Here is a 24951-nt window from a genome sequence, read left to right on the forward strand (position 1 = left end):
AAATTACCGGCCAAATCTAAACCATTCTTCCAATGGATGGTTTAGCTTATGAAGCCAACTCGCAACCATCTCCATTGCTGCAACAGAAAAGGTTATACCATTTCCGCCGAAGCCACATACAAAATATGAATTTTTGAACTTTCTATGTTCTCCGATATAAGGTAATCCATCTTTGGTCGTCCCAAATGTACCTGCCCAAGTAAAATCAGTGCGGAAGGTTTTATCGACAAAAATTTTATTAAATGACTGCGCTAACTTATGAGACTTCTTTGCAATGAGCTCATCTCGCTTGATGGGATCTCTAAAGGTCTCATCTTCTCCTCCAATCAGAAACCTATCGTCGTCTGTTGTTCGCATATACAAATAGGGCGTGGCCGTATTCCAGATGAGAAGGTCGCGATATAGCTGATTATGTTCTTTATCAGCTTCCGATACAATAGCAAATGTGCTTAGCAGGTCAACAAATTTTTCGGAAATGAGATTTGTTGTTTCGTATCCTGTACAATAGATAATCTTTTCCGCTTTGATTTTAGCCCCTGTTGAAGTAATCGCTGAATTATAACCAGACTTATAAAACACTTTTTCCAACGCTGTTTTGTCAAAAATAGATAACCCTCGGTTAACATTATATGCCAATAGTTCGTGTGTGAAACAAAAGGCGTCAATGCTTGCCCCTAGATCCGAAAGTATACCCCCATAAGCACCGCACATTGCATAACGTTCCCTGATATCCCGCTCCGTCAGCCACTTGACGTCGAAGCCAGCTTCTTGCCTTGCTTCGAACTCCACCTTTAGCCAAGCTATATCCTTTTTCTTTGCCGCATAGTAGAGTGACTGTTTGTTTCTAAAACCAGCTTTCGATCGGATTTTCTTGGCAAGTCTACCTAATTTATCAATCGCTTCTCCACAGGCTCGGTAGCTCGCAATTGCCCCCTGAATGCCGATTAATTCCTTTAATCTATATAAGGGAATATCAATCTCATATTGTAACATGGAAGTTGTTGCCGCCGAACTCCCATTCACAATTTCCCGCTTATCTATAAGAACACATTTCTTTCCATCGGCCATACATTGATGCGCAATCAAGGCTCCGGTGATCCCCCCTCCTACAATAAGTACATCACAGCTTATATCTTTTTGTAAGGAAGGATAGGTATTTAAGAGACCATTCTTCACCAACCAAAATGGCTCATTTGACTTTAAATCCATGATAATAATAGCAGCTTTACAGTATATAACCGATTCCTTTAGGAATAGTTTGCCAGCTATTTTATTAAATTTCAAACCATTCCTCCATAGCGAAGGTTATCGTATTAGCAATAAATGGACAACATATGCGTGCAATTTGGACAGGGGCTATTGGTTTTGGCTTAGTTAATATTCCCATAAAATTATATAGTGCAACTGAAAATGCAAGTCTCGATTTGGACATGCTTGATCGTAAAGATTTATCCAATATTAAATTCAAACGGGTAAATGAACAGACTGGTAAAGAAGTAAAGTGGGACAATATTGTTAAAGGATACTTTATGAAAGACCACTATGTAGTTTTGGAAGACGCCGATTTTGAAGATGCAAGTCCGGAGAAATCAAAACTTATCAATCTGCATGCATTTGTAAAACTGATGGATGTCGACAGTATTTATTTTGAAACACCTTATTACCTCGAACCACAGAAGGGCGGTGAGAAAGCTTATCAGCTGCTTGTCAAAGCTTTAGAAAAAACAAAAATGGCGGGTTTAGGAGCATTTGTGATGCGAAATGTCGAACATCTAGCCCTTATAAAACCCTATCGTAATGCATTGGTATTGAATAAAATTCGCTATCAGCAGGAGATTAGGGGCTTGGACGACCTTAAATTGCCCACTACAATAAAAATTCAAAAGGTGGAAATGGACATGGCGACACAGCTGATTGAGCAGCACAGTAAGTCCTTTGATATTAGTAAATATAAAAATGAATACATGGACGAGCTCCTAAAAATTATCAAGCAAAAAGACAAGGGAAAACGCCCAACCATCCGAAAAATGAAAGTTGAGCATACAAAAGCAGACGATCTCCTTGCCAAACTAAAAGCGAGCTTGGGTTAAGACGCACCGACATAAAAACCTAGGTGGCTTAGCTACCTTCAAGGAAGCTAAAAGCAGGAATAAGAAATCCAGTATTTTAAACATAAATGGAAAAACGATGAAAAATATCATACCGGAACAAAAAGAAGGGAAAAGACTTGATTGTTTTGAATCACTTGAATTTGCAAGTGAAGATATCGCTAACTTAGCATTTGAATTGGGCGTAGAGAACCTGAGAAAGGTCAACCATTGGTACACGTTAGCCCAATTACCCGCTACCACATTTCAATTAACAGGCGGTTATGGTACACCGATAGATCGCTTACTCGAATTACATGATTATATCAGACTGGATATCCCCGGACCGGGACTTCCAAGTAGCGGTGGTTATGACTGGGTGCATGTCGTTAACCTCACGCTAGACAAAACCGATGATTATAAAGTTTTTGCCCTAACCTTAAAGCCTTGTCCCGATCCAAGCCATCCCAGCGATAAAAATACAGCTCATTTTTTCGAAGGAATTTCATCGTCAACTTTCCTGATCGAACAGCGTAGAAACAGTATATTGTTTCAATATGCTGGCAGAAACGAGATCATAAACGTTGACAATGAAAATTTTAGCGATAATGTTCGGAACTATCTCGTCGGTTTGGCGGCGAAAATAGGAGCCTCCTATCCGCAGTGGAAATCATTAATTAAAGGAATGGCGAATGCTGTTGCCAAAGAATTTAATGCCCATTTATAGTATGTTACATGTGAGAAAATGGTACCATTTTTAATTCCAAAGTAAAAAGAAGCCAATAAAGCAATTTTATCTACTTTCCAACGTTCTAATATTAAAGATTCGATCTATGTTGTCGTAATTTTTTTTCGTACATTTATGTATACATTAGGAGTTTTGGGGTACTATGAATCATACAATCCAATCGAGCAATCAAACCGCTATTAAGCTTCAATCTTTTGGCAAACTGGTCATTTTAGATCGGCACTTTACGATCGTCGGAGTAACGGAGTCTGTCGTAAAAGAACATTATACCAGTGAAGCTCTATTAGGAACTCATTTTTTTCATAGCTTTGGCCATATCTTCGGCGAAGCTTTGTTAAAAGTGAGGAATGCTGTGATGGAACTTCTTGAAAACGGACAGTCGCGCCACATTTTACCCATTAAAATTAAAAACGACCGGGTTTATGTAAAATTACGTAGACATGATGAATATCTTTACATTGAATGGGAACAACAGCATAAAAAATATATTCCCGCTAAAAAAATTAACGAACTCAATTTTTTGTTGGATACCATTCAGCCAAATAATTGGAATCGCGTTTGTTCGGCCATCAACAAGATATTGAATTATGATCGTGTTTTCGTTTTGCAAATTCAAGAAACAGGGTATAGTTCGGTGATTGATGAGCATACGGCAAATGGACGGTCTTCTTTCAAAGGCAAGGAATTCTCCAAAGATTTTATGCCCGAGGAAGTCTTGTCTTATTATCGCGGTTATTCGTATCGATACGCTCCCAACATGGACGATCAGGGACAAGAATTCTATTATAAAGATGAGTCCATCGATCCCCTTTCGAGCCTATTATCTCCTCTGCCTGAACTCCATCAACTTTTTTTGAAAGAAATAAATGTTCAAAGTGCCCTTTTTTTTCGAATCTGTATTGATGATGATTTTTGGGGACTTGTGGTTGCGCAGCATAACGAAAAGCGTGTGGTCGACCTACAACAACGAAAACTATGCACGTTTGCCATCCAGGCGGCAACCAGCAAATATGAAAGTCATGTCAAACAGAATCTCTTGGAAAGAACAGAGCTTCTAAAGCTCGCAGAAGAAGAATTAAAGAAAAGTCTCTCTGAAAATAAGATGGTAAATTGTGCCTTGATACAACATATGGACATCCTAACTCAGCTTGTGGATGCAGACGGTTTGGCGATTTTCAATCAGGGCGACGTTTTTAGCTATGGGCAGTCTCCTCCTAAAGCACAGTTTTATGAACTCATTCAATTCCTGCAGAAACATACCGACAAAGCCCTCTTTAAAGACTACAACTTTCGTCTAAATCATCAAGAAAACTTTAAAGAAAAGCTTGGTTTTGCCGGTCTAATGTATTTAAAGGTAGGCTTGGAGAACGATTATTACATCGTTTGGTTTAGAAGAGAAAATAGCAGTCAGGTCATGCAAATGGAGTTAAAAGAAGAACAGGATGGTAAAAAGCAGCTCAAAATCTGGGAAGATACGCGTTATGATGTTGCCAAGCCATGGAATGATGCTGAAATTAACTTTGTGCTTCGCTTAAATCAAATCATCAAAGAATCCATCTTTGCGAAATTGAAAGAACGCCAGCTCCTCAATGACGAACTTCTCAGCTTAAACAATGAATTGGAAATGTTTACCCATACGCTTTCCCACGATTTGAAAAACCCGCTGTCCATCTTAAAAATGGGCATACAATTTCTTCAGCAACACCCCGACAATATCGATTTTAAAAAAATCAATAAATGGTATCAGAATTTCAGCCGAAGTGTCACCAACATTGAGGATATTATCAACAATATGGTACAATTAAGTCAACACCGATCCAGCATTTTAGACAAAGAGCCACTTCCAATGGCCTACACCATTCAGCGTATATTCCAAGAAAACAGTATTCTATATAACGTCAATAATTGTCGGCCCACTTTTGGTACATTATTGCCTATTTGGGGCGAGAAAAGTGCCGCTTATCAAATTTTTTCCAATTTAATTATCAACGCTATAAAATATTCAGCCCAGTCGGACAGCCCTGTGGTATCCATAGATAGTTCGCATGAAGATGATTATACCCATTATCAAATCAAGGATAATGGAATTGGCATACCCAGTGAACACCTACCGCACATATACGAAATGTTTACAAGGGCGGATAACGTGGGCTCCATACCCGGTACGGGCATTGGTCTTTCACTCGTAAAGCGCATTATGGAGCGGTTGGGAGGAAATATAAAAATTGAATCGGAAGTCGGTTTGGGTACAACAGTTCATCTTTACTTTCCAATTGTTAAGCCATTTCCCGAACAAATGTTGCTCAATTAACCTGATGCAGCATCCTGAAATCTCGCAAACTATTTCCTTGCTGATATTGTTCATTATTCGAGAGAATACAACGCGAATAAAGAGGGTTGTACCACTTAAACGAAATCGAAAACATGGAAGAGATATTGCAACATGCAGTAGTAAAACGAGGTTTGATTATTGCCTATTACTTTAGTAACATATGGTATCGTAAAGGATTATTCGGGCAACATACTATTCCGGATCCCAATGATACTGATCCAATTGAGCGTCCTGAACCGGACGTGGATGAAACCGATCCTGAAGAAGAAGAAAATGTCAATTATGCCCATAAAAAGACACAAACAAGCGACGGAACAAGTGCTAGAGCGGCCTCGTCCGCTGCTTGGGATGAAAATGTCGAAAATCCGGCAATACCCAAAAAGACAGATTGACCCGTGGGTCAATCTGTAACGATATGCAATTGGCCATTTTCATTAAAGAAAACGTCGCTGATAAACACCATGCGTTTATCACCCGTTTTTATAGTACGTCCGTGATACACACAGCGGAGCTTTCCTTCTCTATCGCTAAATAGGCTATTGTGTCCGGTACCCGAAATTACTCCCCCGCTATGGATATTTTTTTCAATGATTGGGTTAGCAGGTGACTTTTCATAGCTTCCCAATGGGGCAGTTGCCGTTCCATAGCCTACCGCATAATTGGCTCCAGCAAAATAGTTGGCGGAATACATCATATAATATTGTCCGTTTTTTTTCATTAGAAAAGAACCTTCTGTCCATCGTCTATTTATCTCACCCGAAGTGACTGACCTACTCTCCCATTCAGCCTGTGCGTCATTCATCGAAACTGGAGGTCGCATTAAAAGGACTGGGTCCCCGATCGTTTTAGTCATACTGCTGTCCAATTCAACACCATACACCCAGCTCTCTTCGATCCTGCTATAGCCATACTTCTGCTTCGCCCAATCCGCAACCTCCGACTCCACCGGATGCTCATAGCAACAACGCGAATAAAACAGATAATTCCTATTGTCGGTATCTCTAAAAACGTTCGCATCAATAATTGGATATCCCGGATCAAAAATAGGTTTTCCAGTAAGGTCTTTGAATGGCCCTAAGGGACTATCCGCCACAGCTACCCCGATGCGATAGTTTTCAATATGTTGTTTTGGATTATCTTTCCAATGGGCGCTATAATACATATAGTATTTGTTATTGACCCGGTAAACTTCAGGCGCCCAAAAATCTTTTTCTCCCCAGCCATTAGGCTGGTTGGCATCATATACTTTCCTTTCCTTCGTCCATGTTTTCAGATCTTTGGAACTATAAGCAATAAAGCCGTTTTCAGTTCCACCTGTGCCATATAAATAATATCGATCGGTAGGCGGATCAAATACAATAAAGGGATCGCCAAAGGCTACATCCGTTTGATAGGATTTTCCATTCCGGGTCAATCCCTGATCTGTAGCCAGGAAGCGAAACTTTGCGGTATCAAACCGAGGAACCGGAATACCGTCACTGGTTGATGCAAAATTAAACGGTATGATAGCGGTTCTCCGAGGTGCCACTTTTTCATCTGAAAAGTGTGTGTGACAGACATAATACCATTGCTTTCCTTTTTTGAAAACGTCGCCATGTCCAGTTCCGGCAAAACCGCTATTTTTTCGGCTTAATGCCGGCTGACCTTCTAGTTTTTTCCAAGGCCCATAGACATTATCCGCGATTGCCACGCCGACAGCATAGTCTTTATTTCGAAAATCATTTGCCGAATAAAACATATAATAATACTGGCCTTGCTGGATAACAGTAGGACCTTCGGTAACCGTCCACTCTGCATTTGCTGTATTTTCCCAGGGTAATTCCGCATGGACACATTCTTTTAGCGTCTCTCCTTTTATTCCCGAATAATCGGACTTTAATTCGGCGACAAAAATTCTATTTCCTTGCGTTAATCTGACATGAAACAGGTATTTCCTCCCATTGCGATCGCTGAATACAAAAGGATCTATCTGCTTTTGCCCGACTTCAAGTGGTGCTTTGGAAGTTTGCTTAAAAGGACCTACAGGGCTATCACTAACTGCAATTGCTATATGCTCATCTGCTGTATAAGCCATATAAAATTTACCCTTTTCAAACCATACCTGTGGCGCCCAAAATCCCGTCGATCCAAAAGCATCTCCTTTTAAAAGAGCAAAACCTGAAGTTGTGCCTGCCGGGACCTTCCAATGTTTCAAATCTGTAGATTGATACACTTTAAACCCCTGCTGTTCTTCAGAATCTCCATTCGTACCATACAGATAATAATATCCCCCGTAAAAGAATACGGTTGGATCAGCCTGAAAAATTCCGTCTATTGGAATATTCGCCTTTCCTATCGATACTGCTGTGGTATGCTGTGCGATTGTCGTCTGTACAAAAGACAGAAAAAGGGCACTAATTAAAAGGTATATTTTGTTCATTGAATTAAATAGCTATTTGGTATACAGATATCTAAAATTCAATAATTAATCGCTCAATTGCCGGTAATATTGTATCAATTGAACATCATTTTGTATCATAAAACCATTTCTCTAACCAAGTTTAGTTAAATGCAACTGTTTCATTTAATTGACAAACCATTTACTTCTGAGACCCGTTCTATTTAAAATAATCAAATACTTAATTAAGAGCGTAGGTCATGATATGTAATAACATCTTTTTCTTTTCCTTAATAACCAGTCTGCTGTTGATATCGTGTAATCATCAAACTCCTCAGGAAAAAGCTTCCCGTCATATGGAGGAGGCCGAAAATAAAGCAGCGGCAGCCAGTGAACAAGCTATAGCGAGAGCTGAAGCTGCGGCAGCAAAGAATACAGAAGCAGTCATTTATGCAAATATAGCTGCTGCTAACGAGGCTGTTGCTGGGATTCCAGCTCCAGCGTTGTCCAATAAGGAAGCTGAAAGGATATACAACAAACTCGGCAAAATCATTGTCGATCGAATCAATGCAAAGACAGCAGTAGAAGCGATGGAAAAAGAACAAGCCATCGCTCGAATTAAAAAAGATGTTTTGGAAAATTTAAGGAATGGCAAAATTACCCAAGCTGATCATGACGGTATAATGGGCTATTTAGAAGATAGCATCAAAGCTGCCAAGTCAGTTATGTAAGGCGCAATCAGCGAGACAAAACGACAAACTTATGATAAATTCAATCGAACAATCGTGTATAGAAGCCTGTTGGCAATGTGTTACTGCTTGCCATACCTGTGCGAATGCTTGCACAAAAGAAAGTGACCTTCAAGCCATGGCAAAATGTATTGCATTGGATATGGAATGCGCAGTCGTTTGTAAAGCAGTGGCCGAACTTCTTGCTATGGAAAGTTACTATAGCCGACGACTTATCAAGACTTGCGCTGAATTATGTACACTCTGTGCAGAGGAGTGCTTTATGCATCCACATGAACATTGCCAGCACTGTGCTAAGTTATGTGAACTTTGCGCAATTGCGTGTAACAAACTAACTGCATAAAATATAGTGGTGTAGATTTCAAATTTCCTGATGGGGCTATCAGGAAATTTTTAATTCAAAATGCCTCTTTCAAATGCAAATTTGACCAAATGAGCTGTATTTTTTACGCCCGCTTTATCGATTAAGTTTTGACGGTGTCCTTCAACTGTACGCTTGCTTAAAAATATCTTATCGGCAATTTCAATATTTGTGTATCCTTCTGCAATTAATTTGAGTACTTCAAACTCTCTATCGGAGATATCAAAATCTGTCTGTAGCTCGCCTGATACCTGTGCATAGCTTTGTCCAGAGCGAACTTGGTCCAATAGTATCATTGCGATTTCCTCGCTCATGTATCGTCCCCCATTTGCGATATGATTTAATCCAAAAAGCAATTCGTTATAGCCAACGTTTTTAACCAAATATCCGGCAAGACCAGATTCAAATGCTTCAACAACGTAGTTGATCTGATTCAACATGGACAGTATTACTACTTTAATGGACGGATACTGTTTTTTTAATTCATGTAATAGTTCAATACCATCCATTTCCTCCATGCTGATGTCTGTTAAGACAATATCAGGAACAGGATTAGAATTTAAGAACTGAAGAGCCTCCTTTCCATTCGACGCCTCTCCAACAACTTCAAATCCATCTTGCGATTCTAATAGTAATTTTATTCCGTTACGTACAACCATGTGGTCTTCAACCAATAGGATTTTTATCATTATTCTTTTTTTAAATAGTTAATTTAAGTAAAATACCTGTCTCCGGCGTATGATTCATAATCCGTGCATTATAGAGTTCAGCAATCTTCATCAAACGCATTGGACTATGTTCATGTTTTATTGTTGACAGCGATCTCCCCTGGCTAAAAAAAGGTGACACTTTAACTAAAATCTCAAATTCAATCACCTGTACCGAAACTGAAATAGCCTGTGAAGGAATCTCATCATTTAAATACTGGAATATAGCAGTAAGTAACTTAAACAGCTGAACTTGTGCCTCATGATGCAATTCTCTTAAATGCGGATCTAGCAAGGTGTCAATTGTAAAACCCGATCGTTTTCTATAACTCGCCACAGCCTCATCAACTGCATGAAAAATGCCAAGATCATTCAGTATCGGATTGTAGAGCAATACAGCTTTATTACGAATCTCCATAACCAACGTGCTTAATGAATCACGTAAGCAACGTAATTCTTCAAAATCACCATAGCGATTTGTAAAATTCTGAAGAGATATACGCATTCCGTAAAGTTCCTGAGCCAATTCATCGCGGAAATACCGTCCTATTTTTCCAATATCATCTTGTTGATTCCTAATAATCGATTTATAAAAATCTTCTTGACTACCATCCCATACCTGCTTTAGTTCCGAAGGCTCTTTGAGGTTCTCCAACCGTCCCACAGGCTCTTCTGATAGATCAAAATATAGTTTTTTGTTTTCGTCCCCCATATTGTTTTTCATTACATGTCATAACTAATAACCATTTAAAGGTATCAACAGTTTTAAATATTCACATCTATTTAGCCATTAAAAATGTACCAATTAAAACACTACGTATAAATACGTGCGACAAAAAGAAAAAAGGGGGAAATGAAACAGGAAAACACTTGTTATTAATGCAGAATAACGCTTAGCATCAGCCTGATAGCTGAATAGTTATTCTACATAAAACATTGACTAACTGATTGTTAAAATAAAACAAGTAATAAAACAGCTTGATCCATTCAGCGTCAACGCATTTCCTCTTAATTATTTTCTAGCACCTTAATTGTAGTGATATAGGCAAGATAGACACTTAAAACTTGATAATATGGAAAATTTAACAATCGATCAACTGTTTAAGGAAAAAAGACCTACATTAAAATATTTGGCAGCGCAATTTACAAACGATCCGGATGAACGAGAAGATCTGGTTCAGGAGACCATGGTAAGGTCATTGGGATCTATTGAAAAATTCCTGAAACATCCAAAGTTGATGTCCTGGCTCTATATAATCATGAAAAATACATATATTAACCAATATACTCGAAATAAAAGATTGGAGAATTACCGCAATGAATATGTAAGTATAGGTTATCATAATGAAATAACAACCAATCGCGGTGAAAATAATTTTATAGCCTCTGATATACAACACGCACTCAATAGTTTATCAAAAGATTACTATAACGCCTTTGCAATGTTTTTGGAAGGATTTAAATATTATGAAATTGCAGAGCATCTGCAAATCCCGGAGGGTACGGTCAAAACACGTATACATATGGCCAGGAAAGCACTGCAAAAACACCTAAAGATTTATTCAAAAAGTATCGATTAAAAAATGGTCGCTTTTCAAGATAAAAAAAGCAGGTATTTAGCCTGCTTTTTTATCTTATTTCCCATTACTTAGACCTTCCTATTCTTCAACTGCATTTTACCCTAGCGGATATCCTAGTTATTCATTATATTTAGATATTTAGGGAACAACTTATTGATTTAATAGATTGAACATCAAAAAGTATGAAAAAACAGTTAATCACTTTATTTTTTATATGCTTGAGTGGCATTATGGTAGTATTGTCCTGTGATCGGGCAGCAAAAGAAGGTGAAAATAGAATTCGTGTCAGTGGTGAAGGAAAGATTAGGATAATGCCCGATCAAGTCACGTTGACAATCAATACGGCATTCACAAAACCGAGGATGGTAGACGCGGTTAGAGAGACTCAAGCAACTGTCGATACGGTCATTGCATTGCTCCAAAAATACGGCAATAAAAAGGAAGACATTAAAACAAGCAGCGTATCAGCAAATAAGGATTATCAATACATCGGAAATACCAATAAATTTATTGGTTATCAAGCACAACAAACAATCGATTTTGTTTTACATGATTTATCGAAATTTACAGAATTAACAGGCAAGTTGTTAGAGACCAAAATAAGCGGAATAGGCTCCATCTCATTCGATCATTCCAAAGCAGACAGTATTTTAAGAGAAGCGGATCTTATTGCTTATGATGATGCATTAAAATCTGCAAAAAAACTTGCATCTCGGGCAGATGTCGAAATTGGCAAACTGCTGTTTTTGTCGAACGACGGAAGCGCATCCAATCAATCGACGCAGTTTAGAACAGGGATGGCGTTAGAAACATTCAACAAGGGTTACGGCGGCGAAGGATTTAAAGTAGCCCCCGAAGTTTTAGAATTTAAAAGGACAATATATACGGAATTTGAAATTAGATAGCTCAAAAATTGGGATTAAGAATCTACGCCAATTAGACATTCTGGTAAGATCGTACTTACGAATAAAACTTGCTTAGAATTAGCATACGGCTAAGTTAAATACCATGATTCATCGCGGTGTTTTTTTCGTATATTTAACACATAGTTTATATACAGTTCATTTTCGTTTCGTTACTTTATCATACAATAGTTCAATGTAATCAACGGAGTAATGTATCTATTATGAAAACGATAAACTATTTTTTCCAGCGAATTATATTTAGGATCTTTCTAGGTCGATTCAGTTCATTCTATTCACCCTTGAGATTCCACAAGACCTAATTGTTTTTAAACGGCATTGAGGTCCGATAATTTTATTTTATAAATGCTTTTAACCAAAGATGCTTTTGGCAAAGATTTTATTTGGGGAGTGTCTACAGCTGCCTATCAGATCGAGGGTGCGCATGATTTACATGGCAAAGGTCCTTCTATTTGGGATATCTTTGTACAAAAAAGGAACCGTATATTTCAAAATCAATATGGTAATCAGGCTTGCGATTTTTATAATCGCTACGTCCAGGATCTCCATCTAATGAAAGGAATGCATATTCCTAATTATAGATTCTCCTTATCATGGAGCCGTATTTTCCCGGGTGGAATCGGTGAAGTAAATCAATCAGGTTTGGATTTTTATGATCAATTGATCGACCTATCGCTCGAACTAGGGATCACCCCTTGGGTTACCTTATACCATTGGGATCTTCCCCATGCATTAGAAAAAAAAGGTGGCTGGGTGAACCGTGATGTAAAAGATTGGTTTGGCGAATTTGTTTCCAAATGTGTGCATACCTACGGTGATCGTGTTAAAAACTGGATGGTTCTCAATGAGCCTACCGTATTCACTGCCGCAGGTTATTTCTTTGGCGTGCATGCACCGGAACGAAAAGGTATGGGTAATTTTTTGGCCGCCGCGCATCATGCGGCATTGGCACAAGCACAGGGAGGTCGAATCATCAAATCGATCCAGCCCGACAGTCAGGTTGGAACTACATTTTCATGTTCTCATGTCGAACCATTCACATCGAGAGACAAGGACATTAAAGCAGCAAAAAAAGCAGACGTATTACTCAATCGTCTGTTTATAGAACCTCTCTTAGGAATGGGCTATCCTACTCAGGAGATTAAAATACTGAATAGAATTGAGAAGTATATTAAATTTAATGATGAAAGAGACCTGAAATTTGATATGGATTTCATTGGGATACAGAATTATACGCGGGAGGTTATACGATACGCCATGTTCGTTCCTTATCTCCAAGCAAAAATAGTATCCGCAAAAGAGCGTAAAGTTGATTTAACTGAAATGAACTGGGAGGTTTACCCAGCGTCCATCTATCATATGCTCAAAAAATTCAGTACCTACCAAAACATGCCGCCTTTAATTGTTACCGAAAACGGCGCCGCGTTTCCGGATAAAGCCGAGAATGGTATAGTACATGATCCTAAAAGAGTTTCCTATTTACAGGAAGCATTGCAACAAGTTTATCGTGCGAAACAGGAAGGTATAAATGTCAAGGGCTATTTTGTATGGACTTTTCTTGACAACTTCGAATGGGCTGAAGGATATCGGCCAAGATTTGGACTGGTGTATGTTGATTTCAAAAATCAACAACGTATCATCAAATCCTCTGGGCATTGGTATGCGGACTTCTTAAAATAAAAAAATTACTTTTTCTCACCATGATGATAAATCAAATTCGTGATTTTTAATAAAATTACCGCTACAAGTATTGCCCCAATAATGATACATACGCTGATTAATGAATTTCGCCCGTTATCAGCAAAAATATAGATTGCGCATACCGCCAACAGACAGGGCAAAGCAAAAACAATCAGCTTGATCCAATAGACACGATCCTCTTCCTGGAGGATCCTTTCGGTGGTTACCGCATGAATAAGAGCGGCCTTATTTTTTCTAAAATACGTAAGAATGAGCTCTATCTCTTCCTGTCTAAGTTCGCGGGGGCGGACGAGCTGTTCTTTTAATACGATAAGTAGATTTTTGCGATCGCGTTGTACAGAGCGAATATCTGCCATTTGAAATCGCTTTTTATAGCCCATGGGATTTATTGCATAGCCCTTATAATCGCTGTTTTCGGGACATAGACAAGAGAACTCAATGGCATTTAAAGAGAAGATAATATCAGTGTGATCTTGACCAATCTCTCTAAATTTTGATATGGCAAGTTTAACGGTTGCAAATAATGCACACTGAAGCACAAACAGACCAAAAGACAGATGAAAAATCCAGGACAAAAGCAATGCAACAGCAATAAATCCAAAAATAAACCAGCTCATATTAGACAAAATGTCAACCTTACGTCGTATTATTAACACAAAAATTGTACACATTACAGCTGGGATACTTGCTTTCCAATCCCAAAATATACTGACAACACCCAGCACTGAGCATAGCATATACATCAGCAGTTGAAAATAATCTGATTTCCGTTGGAAGTTGGTTCTCTTAATTTCAATGCTGTTTTCCACTACCTGCTCGAACAAAATGAAAAAATGTTTAACATAATATCTCTCTGATTGCATAAATATAAATATCTTTAATTAATATATATGTAAAAAATCAAAGCGTATCGTATGAAGACTTTTCAGTTTAAATCACACCAGGTTAAAAAGGGCTTAATCTTTGGATTAATTTATTTAGTTGTTGTATTTATACTATGTTATATGATCTTCTGTGGTATAAATGGGATGGCCGATGCGGCAAATAACTTTGGTTCGGCGAAGGGCTTAGGGATATTGGTTGCGGTTGTTATCATTGGTCCACTAGTCGTCATCTTGCAATTGATCAATCCCAAGATTGAAGTACAAGTTGACAGTGCGAACTTATCTATCAGGCAGCCGAAAAAAGAGGATAGCATTATTCCACTGAAAGAGATCTACATCATGGAAATAAACCATGCTTTGGTCAACCAGCTTCAGCTGTTCGATCAAAATAGACAGCTACTCGCTACAATACACCCCCAAAACGACACAAATGTCATTTTCTCCATCGCTAGTGCAATAGCACAACAGGGTAGATTTGTGAAGACAAAGGGGAACAAAAAGATCTTTGGAAATCCTGTTGAAACAATTTCCTATTCCAGGCAATAAATTTGGCATCGATATACGAAATGAAAAGCGCGGCAAAAATTCAGTATTTGGTCCTAATGGTGACAACTCTACTCTTGGGTTTAATCTCACGTAAAATATCTGTCATACCGCCTATATGTGGCGATGTGCTTTATGCCATGATGGTGTATTGGTTATCACGCTTAATATTTATTAAAAAATCACTGTTCTCCTACTGTATCATTACCATTCTATTCTGTTTTACCATTGAATTTTTACAACTTGTCCAATTGCCCCTATTTTTATGGATAAGGAGCAATTCACTTTTGCGCCTCGTATTTGGACAAGGATTTCTCTGGTCAGATTTAGGGGCTTATTTCCTGGGAGCGCTTGGAGCTGCATTTCTTGATTATCTTAAAGATCATTTGCTAAAAACAGACCCTGCGTTGTGAACTGAATAGACCTATTTTGTCGTTTTGGCCCCCATATCGATGCCCATCTTTTCATAAGCAACATCATTCGGCTGCCAAAGCTCTATTTTATTTCCTTCAATATCCATGATATGAACAAATTTGCCATAGTCAAAGGACTCGATCTTATCAAGTACCGTAACTCCCTCCTTCTTCAATTGATCGATTAGAATTTCAATATCGGCAACCCGATAATTGATCATAAAGTCTTTGTCCGAGGGACCAAAATAGCTTGTACTCTCTTTAAAAGGGCTCCATTGCGTAAATCCTTTTTTCGTACTATCAGCACCCTGATACCACTCAAATACAGCGCCGTAAGAATTTGTTGCCAGTCCCAGATGATCGGCATACCAGGCCCTTAATTTTTTAGGATCTTTGCACTTGAAGAAAATTCCGCCTATACCAGTTACTCTTTTTAACTCGACAGGTCGGTTCAAATTGCTCATGGTATTAAAGGCGTACCCCATTCCAAACGCCAGCGAAATACTCGCAACAAATACGACTCTTTTCATAATTTGATAAGGATAAATATTTATTTCTACCTCCTCTCCCAAATTTAATCATAAGTTTTGAAAAAACATTTACAGTGCAAAACAACATATTCTTTTCTTATACGCTCAGAATGTTATATTCATAGCTTTTATCCCATTTTTTTCCTGCTCAGATTGTTAAAAAACGATATTGTATTTATACATTTGACTCGGTCAAGATTCATTTATCATCCTGGTAATGCGTTTGACGTACTTAGTAAATAGCATCTGAAGTAAAAAACAGCGTTATGTATAATTTTAAAAACGATTATTCCGAAGGGGCGCACCCCCGCATTTTAGATAAACTTATTGAAACAAATCTGATACAACAAGCCGGCTATGGCGAAGATGAATATGCTAAAGCAGCAAAAAGCATTTTGAAGAAAAAGATAGCGAACGAGCAAGCTGTTGTTTACTTTTTATCTGGCGGAACACAGACCAATCTACTTGTGCTATCCTTTCTCTTACGTATCCATGAAGCCGTAATTAGCGCAAAAACGGGGCACATATCGGCCAATGAAACTGGCGCTATCGAAGCAACTGGACACAAAGTCATTACTGTCGAAACACTTGATGGAAAACTAACGCCGAAGGATATTACAAAAACGTTAAAGGAACATGCACTGGCACCACATGTCGTAAAGCCAAGAATAGTGTATATTTCCAATTCGACTGAAATTGGCACGATCTATACGCTGACAGAATTGGAAGCACTTTATGTATGTTGTCAAGAACATCATCTTTTACTTTATCTGGATGGAGCTCGGTTGGGGCATGCTTTGATGGCTGAAAACAACGATCTAACACTGAAAGACATTGGAAATTATGCTGACGTATTCTATATTGGCGGGACGAAAAACGGTGCGCTTTTAGGTGAAGCCGTAGTGTTTAATAAACCCGAATTGGCACTGGATTTTGACTATGCAATCAAGCAGAAGGGCGCTTTGCTTGCCAAGGGCCGGGTTTTATCCATTCAGTTTCTCGAGCTCTTTAAAGATGATTTATATTTTGAACTAGCGCAAAAAGCAAATTCCTACGCTATGCGGATCGCTCAGGTGATCAAAGAAAAAGGCCATTCATTTTTGACAGACTCAACCACTAATCAAATTTTCCCGATTTTACCCAAATCTGTCATAGAGACATTGAGTCAGAAATACCAGTTTTATATTTGGAAGGAAATAGATAATGATTATGCTGCTATTCGCCTGATTACCTCCTGGGCCACCGACGAGGAGCAGGTTGCAAGTTTTATGGAGGCCATATTGAAATCTTAGTGATCCGACCTCTAGGCTTATTAATCACTCCTAAATGAAAGCGTCCAATAGGTATGTTGTACCCATTGGACGCATCCGATAAAATGAAAAAAATTAGTCTTTAGGTTCCAACGCTTTCCAAACAACCGCTGCAACTGCAGCACCCACGAGCGGCGCAACGATAAATAACCATAGCTGAGACAAAGCTTGCCCCCCCCGCTAAAATGGCAGGACCAAATGAACGTGCTGGGTTAACGGATGTACCCGTTACAGGGATAGCAACGAGGTGGATTAATAGCAGTGTAAAACCGATTGCAAGTCCAGCCATTGTACTGTTACCTACTTTAGAGGTTGTCGCTAATATCACAAATAGAAAAAGAAACGTTAACACTGCTTCGATCAGAAAGGCAGAAGCAGTACCATACTCGTTTTGATAACCCTTTCCCCATCCGTTGGAGCCATAGGCCCATTCACCTGCAGTAAAGCCGGCCAGCTGTCCACTCAAAATCTGTTGAAGAACAAATGCTCCCAAAAGTGCGCCAATAAATTGATCAATGATATACACAATTGCATCCTTAGCAGACATTTTACCCGCCAATAATACACCAACCGTAACGGCAGGATTGATATGACAACCTAAGATTCCTCCGATCGCATAAGCAAAAACCACGACCGAAAGGCCGAAGGCAACTGCAATACCCAAAAGGCCAAGGCCAGAAAGTCCAGCTGTGGTATTGGCCCCTGCAATAGCGGCAGCTCCACAACCAAAAAGTACCAAACCAAATGTTCCAATTAGTTCGGCAACAAATTTTGAAGATGTTTTAATTTCCATATGAATCTGTTTATAACTTAGTTAACTCTAATTTAATCATTTTCCGTATTAAATTAAAGCACTAAAAAATTTATTGTAGAACAATATTCACACACTATTAAAATCAGTTCTATAGATACATCTTCAACATCAGTTTATCCATATTTCATCACAGGCTATAAGCGCGTTCCGTTTCGGATGATACCTCCATTCAGGTAATTTTGCTAAGGGCTCAGCATAGACTCGAATGACCTTAACACGGTCGTTTATCACAGCTCGATAGCGAACCTTCTCAACTGTATAATCTTCCTCCTGAGATTCAAGTTTCCTCAGCAGCACATCTTGAAAATCTTCGCCATTTTTGGATACCGAAATGCGGACTTCCTTTGGTGAAAATATCCAATGTCGGACATCCTTTAGAAAATTAAGCTCAATTGTATCGATGTGTTTTTCCTGTTCAAAATCAAACGTAATATCCATCGGCTCCCCATTCCATAGCAACCAGTTGTAGCTATAATCCATGTATCCTGGGACACTATCGGAGAGGGTTTCCAGACCATTGGCAGGGAAGGAAGGATCGAATGGATTTTTCAGTTTTATACTTGCTTGGGAAGCTTTGTTCGTTCTGACTCCAGCATTGAATATTTCGCTCCATTCTTTTGCATAAGCATCAGGTGACGCCCCCCCTTCGGCAAGTTCTATTACCCCCAGCCTTTTGGCGTCTTTAATAAATTGAGTGACTTTACGGCTTACATTAGGTCTTACAACCCAATGGTCGCCGTCTTGCTCAAAGATACCATGCTGATGCGGACCATAGAACCGTGCTTGTTGCAAGTAGGTGTAATCCAAGCCTAAACCGACACGTCTAATACGCGATTCTAATAAAGGATTTCCTTCACTTGCAATTTCAGCTTTTTCTAACAATGTACTGTATTGATCCATAGCTTCGGGACTCAAAAAATCCTTTCTATTATCAATTGGATTTCCATAAATCGACAAAGCGGAGGAAGCTCCAGGCAAGTGATTTCTTCGCAGATCGAGATATTTCTTAATAAATGGCGCAGCCTTACCATAATAGCCCTCAATAAATTCATCTGTCAATTGCTCTTCTGAACGACCATCTGTATCCCAGGCAAGGTTAGCCAAAATATAAGCATTTAACTCCGCCATATCACTATAGGTCGCTCCGCCACCTTGTAAGAATACCCCTTCTACCCCTTGTCCTTTCAAATATTGCATGCTTTTCTGCATCGTTCCTTGAATGGGGAATGGGGCAAGATAATTGGTAAACTGAGTCAAATAATCCCATACAAACACATGCTTCGCTTTCGATTTCCAAGCGCCCAATTGTCTACGGAAAGTTGCTGCAGAATATTCACTACTGATATCATTTTTCCGAAAAGCATCGATATTACTTAATATAACCGAAACATTATCTGCGACGCGAAAATGCGCTGGAGCATTAGCCGATTCGAGATACGCCAGCGTCGTAAATTTCTTGTCTGGAAATTTTCCGGCCACCCTATTCACAAAGTGGATCAAGGAGCCCTGTGCTCCTCCTTCGCGCTTATCAATGGCTTGGCAAAGATCGCAAGTACAGCTTCCAATGTCGTCATTGGCTGCTATGGACCAATAGATAGCCGTTGGATTTTCAAGCATCCTTTTCTTAAAGTAAGCGACTGTATGAGTAAAAACTTCTTCATTGGAAAGACAGAGCTGAATCGGTTGGCGCTTCCCATCATACAGCGCGTAATATTCCGGATGATCTTTAAAGTAAATCGATGGTGGCAATATTTTACTGAAGGTATGGCCCCAGTCCCCCCATCTATCTTCCAAATTATGTAGGCCATACCAGTCCATGTACTCCTGATCCAATTCCACAGGGAAATAAACTTCTCTAAATTGAAAATTAGGCTTTGAAAAGATTTTTAAATCGGCATCCACATATAACGCAGTACACTTTGGAACATCGGTACTTTCTTTACCTGTATACCACTTTCGCCCACCAATAACATCCCTGACATAACGGTACGCCGCAAATATTACACCTCTACCACTTCCTTTGATGTAAATATTTTTTCCTACAGCTTCAATCGAATAACTGTCTTCAGGGGACGCATTTGTTATTGGGCTTCTTTCCAAAATAATGGCATGTGTATCATCAACTTTGGCTTGTATTGCAAAATCTACACCTGTGCTTTCTTTTGTAAAGGTGTTTATCACCGCAGCAGCTTTTTGTACAACAGGATCATTTGCATCCGCCTGGATGACATAATCCGTTTTCCCATTGTCCACCAATACCATTCTTTCCTTACCCTGAACTATCGTTACCAAAGACAATAGACCTAACATAAACTTCCACATCATATTAAAAATATCTCCTTAATGATAGATTTAGATCATACTGGTTCATAAATCTATTTTCAGCAACTTTGTAATAGCTCCAACCGCCCATGAGTGTAAAACCCCAAGCATCTATGCGATGTTGCCAGCCTGCATTAATTGATCGGGATAAAAAATTGAAACGGTTGTTTAGGAATTGATAACGCGATGGATCATCTGGCGAAGTCCCCACATTACCGATTAGTGTGACATAGGAATCCGGTTTTTCACTGTTATAATAATGTCGGATCGCGAGGGAGTAGGCTTGGTTCCATCGCTGTTCATCACGTAACAAAAATCCCCTTAAATAGACAAAAGTTGGCCCAAAATATCGGCCTGCCGAAGCGACAAGTCCGTAATTATTTGTATTGTCATTTGCACGAACATACCTTCCTCCGAAATCGAAGAGCCACAATCCCGCTTCCCGATATAGGCTATAAGATGCGCGCCATGTTGGAAAAACACTACCATCAGCCCAAGCTATCTGGTGATAGGCATATATATTTTTACTGTAGTTAAGCCAAGCATCCAAACCGACCTGATAACCTTTCTCACCACGTCTATTCCCGTTATTAAACTGTCCGATAAGTGTATTTTTCTCCCCTAATTTTTGGCCATATTCCAGACCTGAAATAAAGAAATGTCCATTTGGCCGATCTTGCGAACTTTGCATATGATTTGCTCCAATATAAAACTTATAAGGCATATTCTCGCGGTAAACTTTGGTCAAATGCTGATATTGTACATTTTCTGGTATCTTCGCTACCAGCTGATTCATATAAACCAATGCCGTTGAATAATCTTTGTTTAGTGCGGCAATGTTTGCTAATTGTTCGGTAACAAAAATCGAACTGTCACCTCTGCTCCATAAAGTTTCGAAATCAGTCTTCGCTTTCCCGTATTCTCTATTCGTCATAAAAGCACTTGATCGCAGGTATAAGAAACGATTGTCTGCAGGATCAGCATGTTGTATACTGTCCGAATAAGCCAATGCTTGAAATACATCTCCCTTTTCGACGAAATTCCGTCCCCTTTTATACCAGATATCGATGCACGCATCACGGTCACGTGTTAACTTCCTATGTTCAAATTCGCTATACAACCTGATGATTTCAGCGTCCATCGGAAACCGTTTACTTGCGGATTGCCAGGTAATCGTTGCTTTTTCAGGCTGATTAGAAGACTCATATAGTGCAGCTAATGAAAGATACGCATCTCTGTAGCTCGGCTCGCTCGAAACCACTGCTTCAAAATAGGGAATCGCCCAGTCGGCTCGCCCCATCTTCTGATAGCTCAATCCCAAGATATACCTAAAATCCGTGTATTTAGGATATTTTGATAATACGGTTTGGCTCAATGCAATGGATTCCCCCACTCTTCCTGCTCGCAGGTAGCCAGCGGCTTTTGGAACCAAGCTGTCAACGTCGTATGTTTTATTTTGCCAGTTAACCTGCGCATGTACAACTTGCGACAAAAATAGCAAACAAAAAATTAGCGCAGATAGGATTAATTTTTTCATTTTTCTACTTTTTAATGTGATCAGAGGGCAAAGGAGTTAAGGTGCCTTTTCGCGTCATTTCCCCCCAGGCATGCTTTTTCCCAAAAAGTTCTTGGACATAGCCCTTAAGCGAGCTATAAACGATAATGGGATGATAAACAAATGGTTCTATAAATGCGGTGAGGCATAACCTTATAATATCTTTTCGCCGTTTGTAATATTTATAGACATAATTGTCCAGTAAAATGGAAAAACTTGTCAGAAAGACCGAAAACATATAGACGAAGATCAATAAAAGAATAGCCATTGGCCAATTAATGCCATGTGTTAGGATGAGGTAGATATAAAAGAAAATACCTAAAATCTCCATAATAGGGGCAAAAAATTCGAAAATGGCATTGTATGGAAAAACGATGAGTCCAAACCTTTTGTACTTTGGATTAAAAAAGGCCTTACGATGTGTGCGCATAATTTGCATCAAACCCCGCGCCCAGCGTACACGTTGACGCGTTAACATCTTGAGGCTGTCAGGCCCCTCAGTCCAACAGAGCGTCTGCGGAATATACTTGACCTCGTATTTTTGGTTATTGTCACACATGGTCATACACATTCTGGTTACCATCTCCATATCCTCGCCCAAGGAATTAGAATCATATCCGCCCGCAGCAATGAGAATCTCTTTATCAAACAATCCCAATCCCCCCAGAAACATTGGGAATACAGTTGAGGTAATTCCAGCCCATTTTACCCAACAGGTATGATCGAATGTATTCCATTTCCTGAAAACGGGCCAATATGGGTTTGGGTAATGCAGCTTCCACCAACATACCGGAATCCACATAACTGGAGTTTGACATCCGTAGTGTTGCGCCCACAGCGATTACACGTTCCTTCGAATCCAGTACAGCTTCGATTAATTGAACCAGGGTGTCATTGGCGAGTACACAATCCACATCGGTATTTAAAATATAAGGAAAGGAAGCTACATTAATTCCAGCATTTACCGCATCGGCCTTACTACCCCCGTTTATTTTATCAACGATCGTTAGTCGTTTATGAGAGATGTCCCTGGATTTGTAGATTGTTTTAATCTCCTTACATGGCACCAAATAGTCAACCAAAAAGTCTACCTGGACCAGATCAAACTCTTTAATGAGCTTCTCCAATGTATCATCTTTACTGCCATCATTCACAATAACGACCTCGTATCTGGAGTAAAACAGTGTCATCAGCGAACGTACATTGTTCACGATTGTAACCGATTCATTATATGCTGGTGCGACAATACTTACCCCTGGAGCAATTTCAGACTCCATTAATGTCTGCACACGTCGGGAATTTCTCTTACGAAAATTCTTCCGGATCGATATGGATGACATCCGAAACAACATGACGTATACAATCAACAGCAAGAGACAATAAAATCCGAAAACAAATTCTATTGAAAATATAAAATGTTTCATATGCAATACTTTTGTGTTATGGAACCAATACCTAGCAATCTATATATAGTGAACCATAGGGTGACTAACATAACGTATAAGCTTATAATCGTCCAAATTTTCAGCAGTTTCAATTTTACGTAAACTTGATGCACTTTAAGGCTTTTGCGCGAGCAGGGAACGATAAGCGTGTTTTCGTAGTGCCAATACTGTACTTTTATCGTTGAAGATGTTCTCTAAAAGATCGATCGATTTTCCTTGACCAAGACGCCCCAATGCTTTTACAATCTCTATCTTGACATTTAAGGGCTGCTCGATGGTGTAAAAATCCACTAACCGACTTTCGCTATCTCTCGCCAGGAGTTTGCCCAATGAGTTGATCGCTTTGTGTAGCGTTTTAGCATCCTGAGCTGAAACGATGAGCTGCCATAATTTTTCTTCATCCAATTGCTGGTAATAGACCATGAGGTCCATCATAAGGCTATTGATTGAAAAAGATTGAGCGCCGTCCAGCCATTGAGAGAACACGTAAGATCCCACATAATCGGTTGAGACAATTGTTTGATAGATATCAAGTGCATCCAGGTCAGTAATTCCTGCAATACCAGAAAAAACCTGATCGAAGGATATTTCACCCCGCACCTGCAAAAGATATTTAAAGGCCGCTACCCGAATTTCAATGCGTGGGCTACTCATCAGCTGCATCAAAACCGCATCCTGGATTTCGACCTTCATCAATGCTAAATCGGCCAAAGATCTTACTGTGGCTGCCACATGGTGGCTCTCGTGTCTTATTTCGTATTGCGCTTCTCTATCGAAGCCCAATTCATTAAATAAACTCCGCATATTTTTTCCTTTCTCTCCACCGATAGTAAAAATATATTCATGCAATATTTGACGGACCACTTTCTGAATGATCGGCTTATGAAGATCCAACGCTAGTTTATCCACCGGATAATGGCTATTCCTATTATCAATCAAAATGTGTTCATAGATAAAATCTCGCAATACAGGATATATTTTAGCATGATATAGGCGATACCGATAGTCACGATAATAAAAGATAGCAATACCGACAAGACAGCTTACCCAAAATAGAAAGCTCAACACAAGCGCTATCGTAACCAAAATTGGCCAACCCTCACCCTCAAAAAAGGATCGGATGCTATGAATCGTATGTTCTATTTTACTAAGCATGACCTATTCTTAATCGTACACGGGATATCAGTTCAGACGGCGAAATAGGTTTTTTGATATAATCGTTGGCTCCTACTTCGAAACCTTCAACAATGCTGTTGTCATCTCGATAGCCTGAAATAATAATAACGGGCACCTGGTTATTCGTACTGCTTTTCCGAATGCGATCGATTATTTCGTAACCATTAGCAAAGGGTAATGCCAGGTCTGTTATGACCAAATCAATGGTTTCATCCGAAACCAGCGAAAGGGCTTCTTTACCGGACTTTGCCAGTAAGAGGTCATACCCTTCTCTTACAAGAACAAATTGCATTGTGCTCAATAGAATTTCATTATCTTCGATAACAAGAATTCTCTTTTTTTCGTTCTCCATAGCGGTAGATTTTTAGTTTTTCACGGTGAGACAAAGTTTCGA

The 24951-nt window shown here is 39.3% G+C and carries 25 protein-coding genes; 12 read left to right on the plus strand and 13 right to left on the minus strand.

Translation table 11 applies throughout. The annotated features are described in order from the left end of the window. Positions 1–3: 3 nt before the first annotated feature. Positions 4–1209: an NAD(P)/FAD-dependent oxidoreductase gene (locus B4Z47_RS06500; RefSeq protein ID WP_115049582.1), complete on the minus strand. Its 1206-nt coding sequence runs from the start codon at positions 1207–1209 to the stop codon at positions 4–6. A gap of 125 nt (positions 1210–1334) precedes the next feature. On the opposite strand from B4Z47_RS06500, the gene B4Z47_RS06505 reads away from it, so the two are divergent. From B4Z47_RS06505 to B4Z47_RS06520, 4 genes are all read left to right on the plus strand, one after another. Next, complete coding sequence (locus B4Z47_RS06505) at positions 1335–2090, plus strand: Ku protein (protein WP_070563924.1); 756 nt, start codon at positions 1335–1337, stop codon at positions 2088–2090. Between the two features lie 97 nt (positions 2091–2187). Next, the gene (locus B4Z47_RS06510; protein WP_115048741.1) at positions 2188–2814 is read left to right on the plus strand and encodes a hypothetical protein; all 627 of its coding nucleotides are present in this window, start codon (positions 2188–2190) and stop codon (positions 2812–2814) included. A gap of 163 nt (positions 2815–2977) precedes the next feature. Further along, positions 2978–5146, plus strand: coding sequence for an ATP-binding protein (locus B4Z47_RS06515; protein WP_115048743.1), 2169 nt, complete (start codon positions 2978–2980; stop codon positions 5144–5146). Between the two features lie 113 nt (positions 5147–5259). Next, entirely contained in the window at positions 5260–5559 is a 300-nt protein-coding gene (locus B4Z47_RS06520) for a hypothetical protein (RefSeq protein WP_046673508.1), read from the plus strand. An 8-nt stretch (positions 5560–5567) separates the two neighbouring features. Here B4Z47_RS06520 and B4Z47_RS06525 read toward each other — a convergent pair whose 3' ends face one another. Continuing rightward, complete coding sequence (locus B4Z47_RS06525) at positions 5568–7586, minus strand: glycoside hydrolase family 43 protein (protein ID WP_236560208.1); 2019 nt, start codon at positions 7584–7586, stop codon at positions 5568–5570. A gap of 266 nt (positions 7587–7852) precedes the next feature. On the opposite strand from B4Z47_RS06525, the gene B4Z47_RS06530 reads away from it, so the two are divergent. Next, positions 7853–8275 (plus strand): hypothetical protein, encoded by a 423-nt coding sequence (locus B4Z47_RS06530; protein ID WP_286727055.1) that lies wholly within the window; start codon positions 7853–7855, stop codon positions 8273–8275. Between the two features lie 104 nt (positions 8276–8379). Further along, positions 8380–8628 (plus strand): hypothetical protein, encoded by a 249-nt coding sequence (locus B4Z47_RS06535; RefSeq protein ID WP_159332946.1) that lies wholly within the window; start codon positions 8380–8382, stop codon positions 8626–8628. 58 nt (positions 8629–8686) lie between these two features. On the opposite strand, the gene B4Z47_RS06540 is transcribed toward B4Z47_RS06535, so the two are convergent. Both B4Z47_RS06540 and B4Z47_RS06545 read right to left on the minus strand, forming a co-directional pair. After that, positions 8687–9343: a response regulator transcription factor gene (locus B4Z47_RS06540; protein WP_115048745.1), complete on the minus strand. Its 657-nt coding sequence runs from the start codon at positions 9341–9343 to the stop codon at positions 8687–8689. 10 nt (positions 9344–9353) lie between these two features. Further along, entirely contained in the window at positions 9354–10085 is a 732-nt protein-coding gene (locus B4Z47_RS06545) for a hypothetical protein (protein ID WP_070563908.1), read from the minus strand. 349 nt (positions 10086–10434) lie between these two features. Between B4Z47_RS06545 and B4Z47_RS06550 the strand changes: the two genes are divergently transcribed. From B4Z47_RS06550 to B4Z47_RS06560, 3 genes are all read left to right on the plus strand, one after another. Continuing rightward, on the plus strand, positions 10435–10941 hold the full coding sequence (locus tag B4Z47_RS06550) for an RNA polymerase sigma factor (protein ID WP_070563905.1): 507 nt from the start codon (positions 10435–10437) through the stop codon (positions 10939–10941). A 182-nt stretch (positions 10942–11123) separates the two neighbouring features. Next, complete coding sequence (locus B4Z47_RS06555; protein WP_112374075.1) at positions 11124–11846, plus strand: SIMPL domain-containing protein; 723 nt, start codon at positions 11124–11126, stop codon at positions 11844–11846. A 363-nt stretch (positions 11847–12209) separates the two neighbouring features. Next, a complete protein-coding gene (locus tag B4Z47_RS06560) occupies positions 12210–13544 on the plus strand; it encodes a GH1 family beta-glucosidase (protein WP_115048747.1) in 1335 nt (444 codons plus the stop codon). Between the two features lie 5 nt (positions 13545–13549). Here the strand turns inward: B4Z47_RS06560 and B4Z47_RS06565 are convergent, their stop codons facing one another. Next, positions 13550–14182 carry a hypothetical protein gene (locus tag B4Z47_RS06565; protein WP_139144936.1) on the minus strand — a complete coding sequence of 211 codons (633 nt, stop codon included), beginning with the start codon at positions 14180–14182 and terminating at the stop codon, positions 13550–13552. Between the two features lie 297 nt (positions 14183–14479). On the opposite strand from B4Z47_RS06565, the gene B4Z47_RS06570 reads away from it, so the two are divergent. Both B4Z47_RS06570 and B4Z47_RS06575 read left to right on the plus strand, forming a co-directional pair. Further along, positions 14480–14995: a hypothetical protein gene (locus B4Z47_RS06570; protein ID WP_115048749.1), complete on the plus strand. Its 516-nt coding sequence runs from the start codon at positions 14480–14482 to the stop codon at positions 14993–14995. Between the two features lie 20 nt (positions 14996–15015). After that, a complete protein-coding gene (locus B4Z47_RS06575) occupies positions 15016–15405 on the plus strand; it encodes a DUF2809 domain-containing protein (protein WP_112374072.1) in 390 nt (129 codons plus the stop codon). A gap of 11 nt (positions 15406–15416) precedes the next feature. Here B4Z47_RS06575 and B4Z47_RS06580 read toward each other — a convergent pair whose 3' ends face one another. Then, positions 15417–15935, minus strand: coding sequence for a VOC family protein (locus B4Z47_RS06580; protein WP_201303537.1), 519 nt, complete (start codon positions 15933–15935; stop codon positions 15417–15419). Positions 15936–16201: 266 nt separating this feature from the next. On the opposite strand from B4Z47_RS06580, the gene B4Z47_RS06585 reads away from it, so the two are divergent. Then, positions 16202–17227, plus strand: a complete 1026-nt coding sequence (locus B4Z47_RS06585) for a threonine aldolase family protein (RefSeq protein ID WP_070563890.1) — start codon at positions 16202–16204, stop codon at positions 17225–17227. A 100-nt stretch (positions 17228–17327) separates the two neighbouring features. Here the strand turns inward: B4Z47_RS06585 and B4Z47_RS06590 are convergent, their stop codons facing one another. From B4Z47_RS06590 to B4Z47_RS06620, 7 genes are all read right to left on the minus strand, one after another. Beyond that, positions 17328–18038 (minus strand): aquaporin, encoded by a 711-nt coding sequence (locus B4Z47_RS06590; RefSeq protein WP_312194276.1) that lies wholly within the window; start codon positions 18036–18038, stop codon positions 17328–17330. Between the two features lie 129 nt (positions 18039–18167). Beyond that, positions 18168–20384, minus strand: coding sequence for a DUF4838 domain-containing protein (locus B4Z47_RS06595; RefSeq protein ID WP_115048751.1), 2217 nt, complete (start codon positions 20382–20384; stop codon positions 18168–18170). A 1-nt stretch (position 20385) separates the two neighbouring features. Further along, the gene (locus B4Z47_RS06600; RefSeq protein WP_115048753.1) at positions 20386–21918 is read right to left on the minus strand and encodes a YaiO family outer membrane beta-barrel protein; all 1533 of its coding nucleotides are present in this window, start codon (positions 21916–21918) and stop codon (positions 20386–20388) included. Positions 21919–21922: 4 nt separating this feature from the next. Next, complete coding sequence (locus tag B4Z47_RS06605; protein ID WP_349676660.1) at positions 21923–22630, minus strand: glycosyltransferase; 708 nt, start codon at positions 22628–22630, stop codon at positions 21923–21925. Continuing rightward, the gene (locus B4Z47_RS06610) at positions 22581–23360 is read right to left on the minus strand and encodes a glycosyltransferase family 2 protein (protein ID WP_201303539.1); all 780 of its coding nucleotides are present in this window, start codon (positions 23358–23360) and stop codon (positions 22581–22583) included. Before B4Z47_RS06610 ends, B4Z47_RS06605 begins: the two co-directional genes overlap by 50 nt. A gap of 135 nt (positions 23361–23495) precedes the next feature. Further along, positions 23496–24536 carry a HEAT repeat domain-containing protein gene (locus B4Z47_RS06615; RefSeq protein ID WP_115048754.1) on the minus strand — a complete coding sequence of 347 codons (1041 nt, stop codon included), beginning with the start codon at positions 24534–24536 and terminating at the stop codon, positions 23496–23498. Continuing rightward, positions 24529–24909, minus strand: a complete 381-nt coding sequence (locus B4Z47_RS06620) for a response regulator (RefSeq protein ID WP_046673523.1) — start codon at positions 24907–24909, stop codon at positions 24529–24531. Before B4Z47_RS06620 ends, B4Z47_RS06615 begins: the two co-directional genes overlap by 8 nt. Positions 24910–24951 lie beyond the last annotated feature (42 nt).

Source organism: Sphingobacterium sp. UBA2610 (assembly GCF_002339225.1).
GTDB classification, from domain to species: domain Bacteria; phylum Bacteroidota; class Bacteroidia; order Sphingobacteriales; family Sphingobacteriaceae; genus Sphingobacterium; species Sphingobacterium multivorum.

Excerpts from the sequence above, each read along its gene's own strand:
- B4Z47_RS06600 (WP_115048753.1), bottom strand. The coding sequence starts at position 21,918 with ATGAAAAAATTAATCCTATCTGCGCTAATTTTTTGTTTGCTATTTTTG.
- B4Z47_RS06620 (WP_046673523.1), bottom strand. The coding sequence starts at position 24,909 with ATGGAGAACGAAAAAAAGAGAATTCTTGTTATCGAAGATAATGAAATT.
- B4Z47_RS06565 (WP_139144936.1), bottom strand. The coding sequence starts at position 14,182 with ATGAGCTGGTTTATTTTTGGATTTATTGCTGTTGCATTGCTTTTGTCC.
- B4Z47_RS06505 (WP_070563924.1), top strand. The coding sequence starts at position 1,335 with ATGCGTGCAATTTGGACAGGGGCTATTGGTTTTGGCTTAGTTAATATT.
- B4Z47_RS06575 (WP_112374072.1), top strand. The coding sequence starts at position 15,016 with ATGAAAAGCGCGGCAAAAATTCAGTATTTGGTCCTAATGGTGACAACT.
- B4Z47_RS06610 (WP_201303539.1), bottom strand. The coding sequence starts at position 23,360 with ATGAAACATTTTATATTTTCAATAGAATTTGTTTTCGGATTTTATTGT.
- B4Z47_RS06540 (WP_115048745.1), bottom strand. The coding sequence starts at position 9,343 with ATGATAAAAATCCTATTGGTTGAAGACCACATGGTTGTACGTAACGGA.
- B4Z47_RS06580 (WP_201303537.1), bottom strand. The coding sequence starts at position 15,935 with ATGAAAAGAGTCGTATTTGTTGCGAGTATTTCGCTGGCGTTTGGAATG.
- B4Z47_RS06520 (WP_046673508.1), top strand. The coding sequence starts at position 5,260 with ATGGAAGAGATATTGCAACATGCAGTAGTAAAACGAGGTTTGATTATT.
- B4Z47_RS06545 (WP_070563908.1), bottom strand. The coding sequence starts at position 10,085 with ATGAAAAACAATATGGGGGACGAAAACAAAAAACTATATTTTGATCTA.
- B4Z47_RS06500 (WP_115049582.1), bottom strand. The coding sequence starts at position 1,209 with ATGGATTTAAAGTCAAATGAGCCATTTTGGTTGGTGAAGAATGGTCTC.
- B4Z47_RS06590 (WP_312194276.1), bottom strand. The coding sequence starts at position 18,038 with ATGGAAATTAAAACATCTTCAAAATTTGTTGCCGAACTAATTGGAACA.
- B4Z47_RS06515 (WP_115048743.1), top strand. The coding sequence starts at position 2,978 with ATGAATCATACAATCCAATCGAGCAATCAAACCGCTATTAAGCTTCAA.
- B4Z47_RS06535 (WP_159332946.1), top strand. The coding sequence starts at position 8,380 with ATGCTTGCACAAAAGAAAGTGACCTTCAAGCCATGGCAAAATGTATTG.
- B4Z47_RS06560 (WP_115048747.1), top strand. The coding sequence starts at position 12,210 with ATGCTTTTAACCAAAGATGCTTTTGGCAAAGATTTTATTTGGGGAGTG.
- B4Z47_RS06525 (WP_236560208.1), bottom strand. The coding sequence starts at position 7,586 with ATGAACAAAATATACCTTTTAATTAGTGCCCTTTTTCTGTCTTTTGTA.
- B4Z47_RS06585 (WP_070563890.1), top strand. The coding sequence starts at position 16,202 with ATGTATAATTTTAAAAACGATTATTCCGAAGGGGCGCACCCCCGCATT.
- B4Z47_RS06615 (WP_115048754.1), bottom strand. The coding sequence starts at position 24,536 with ATGCTTAGTAAAATAGAACATACGATTCATAGCATCCGATCCTTTTTT.
- B4Z47_RS06510 (WP_115048741.1), top strand. The coding sequence starts at position 2,188 with ATGAAAAATATCATACCGGAACAAAAAGAAGGGAAAAGACTTGATTGT.
- B4Z47_RS06555 (WP_112374075.1), top strand. The coding sequence starts at position 11,124 with ATGAAAAAACAGTTAATCACTTTATTTTTTATATGCTTGAGTGGCATT.
- B4Z47_RS06570 (WP_115048749.1), top strand. The coding sequence starts at position 14,480 with ATGAAGACTTTTCAGTTTAAATCACACCAGGTTAAAAAGGGCTTAATC.
- B4Z47_RS06550 (WP_070563905.1), top strand. The coding sequence starts at position 10,435 with ATGGAAAATTTAACAATCGATCAACTGTTTAAGGAAAAAAGACCTACA.
- B4Z47_RS06595 (WP_115048751.1), bottom strand. The coding sequence starts at position 20,384 with ATGATGTGGAAGTTTATGTTAGGTCTATTGTCTTTGGTAACGATAGTT.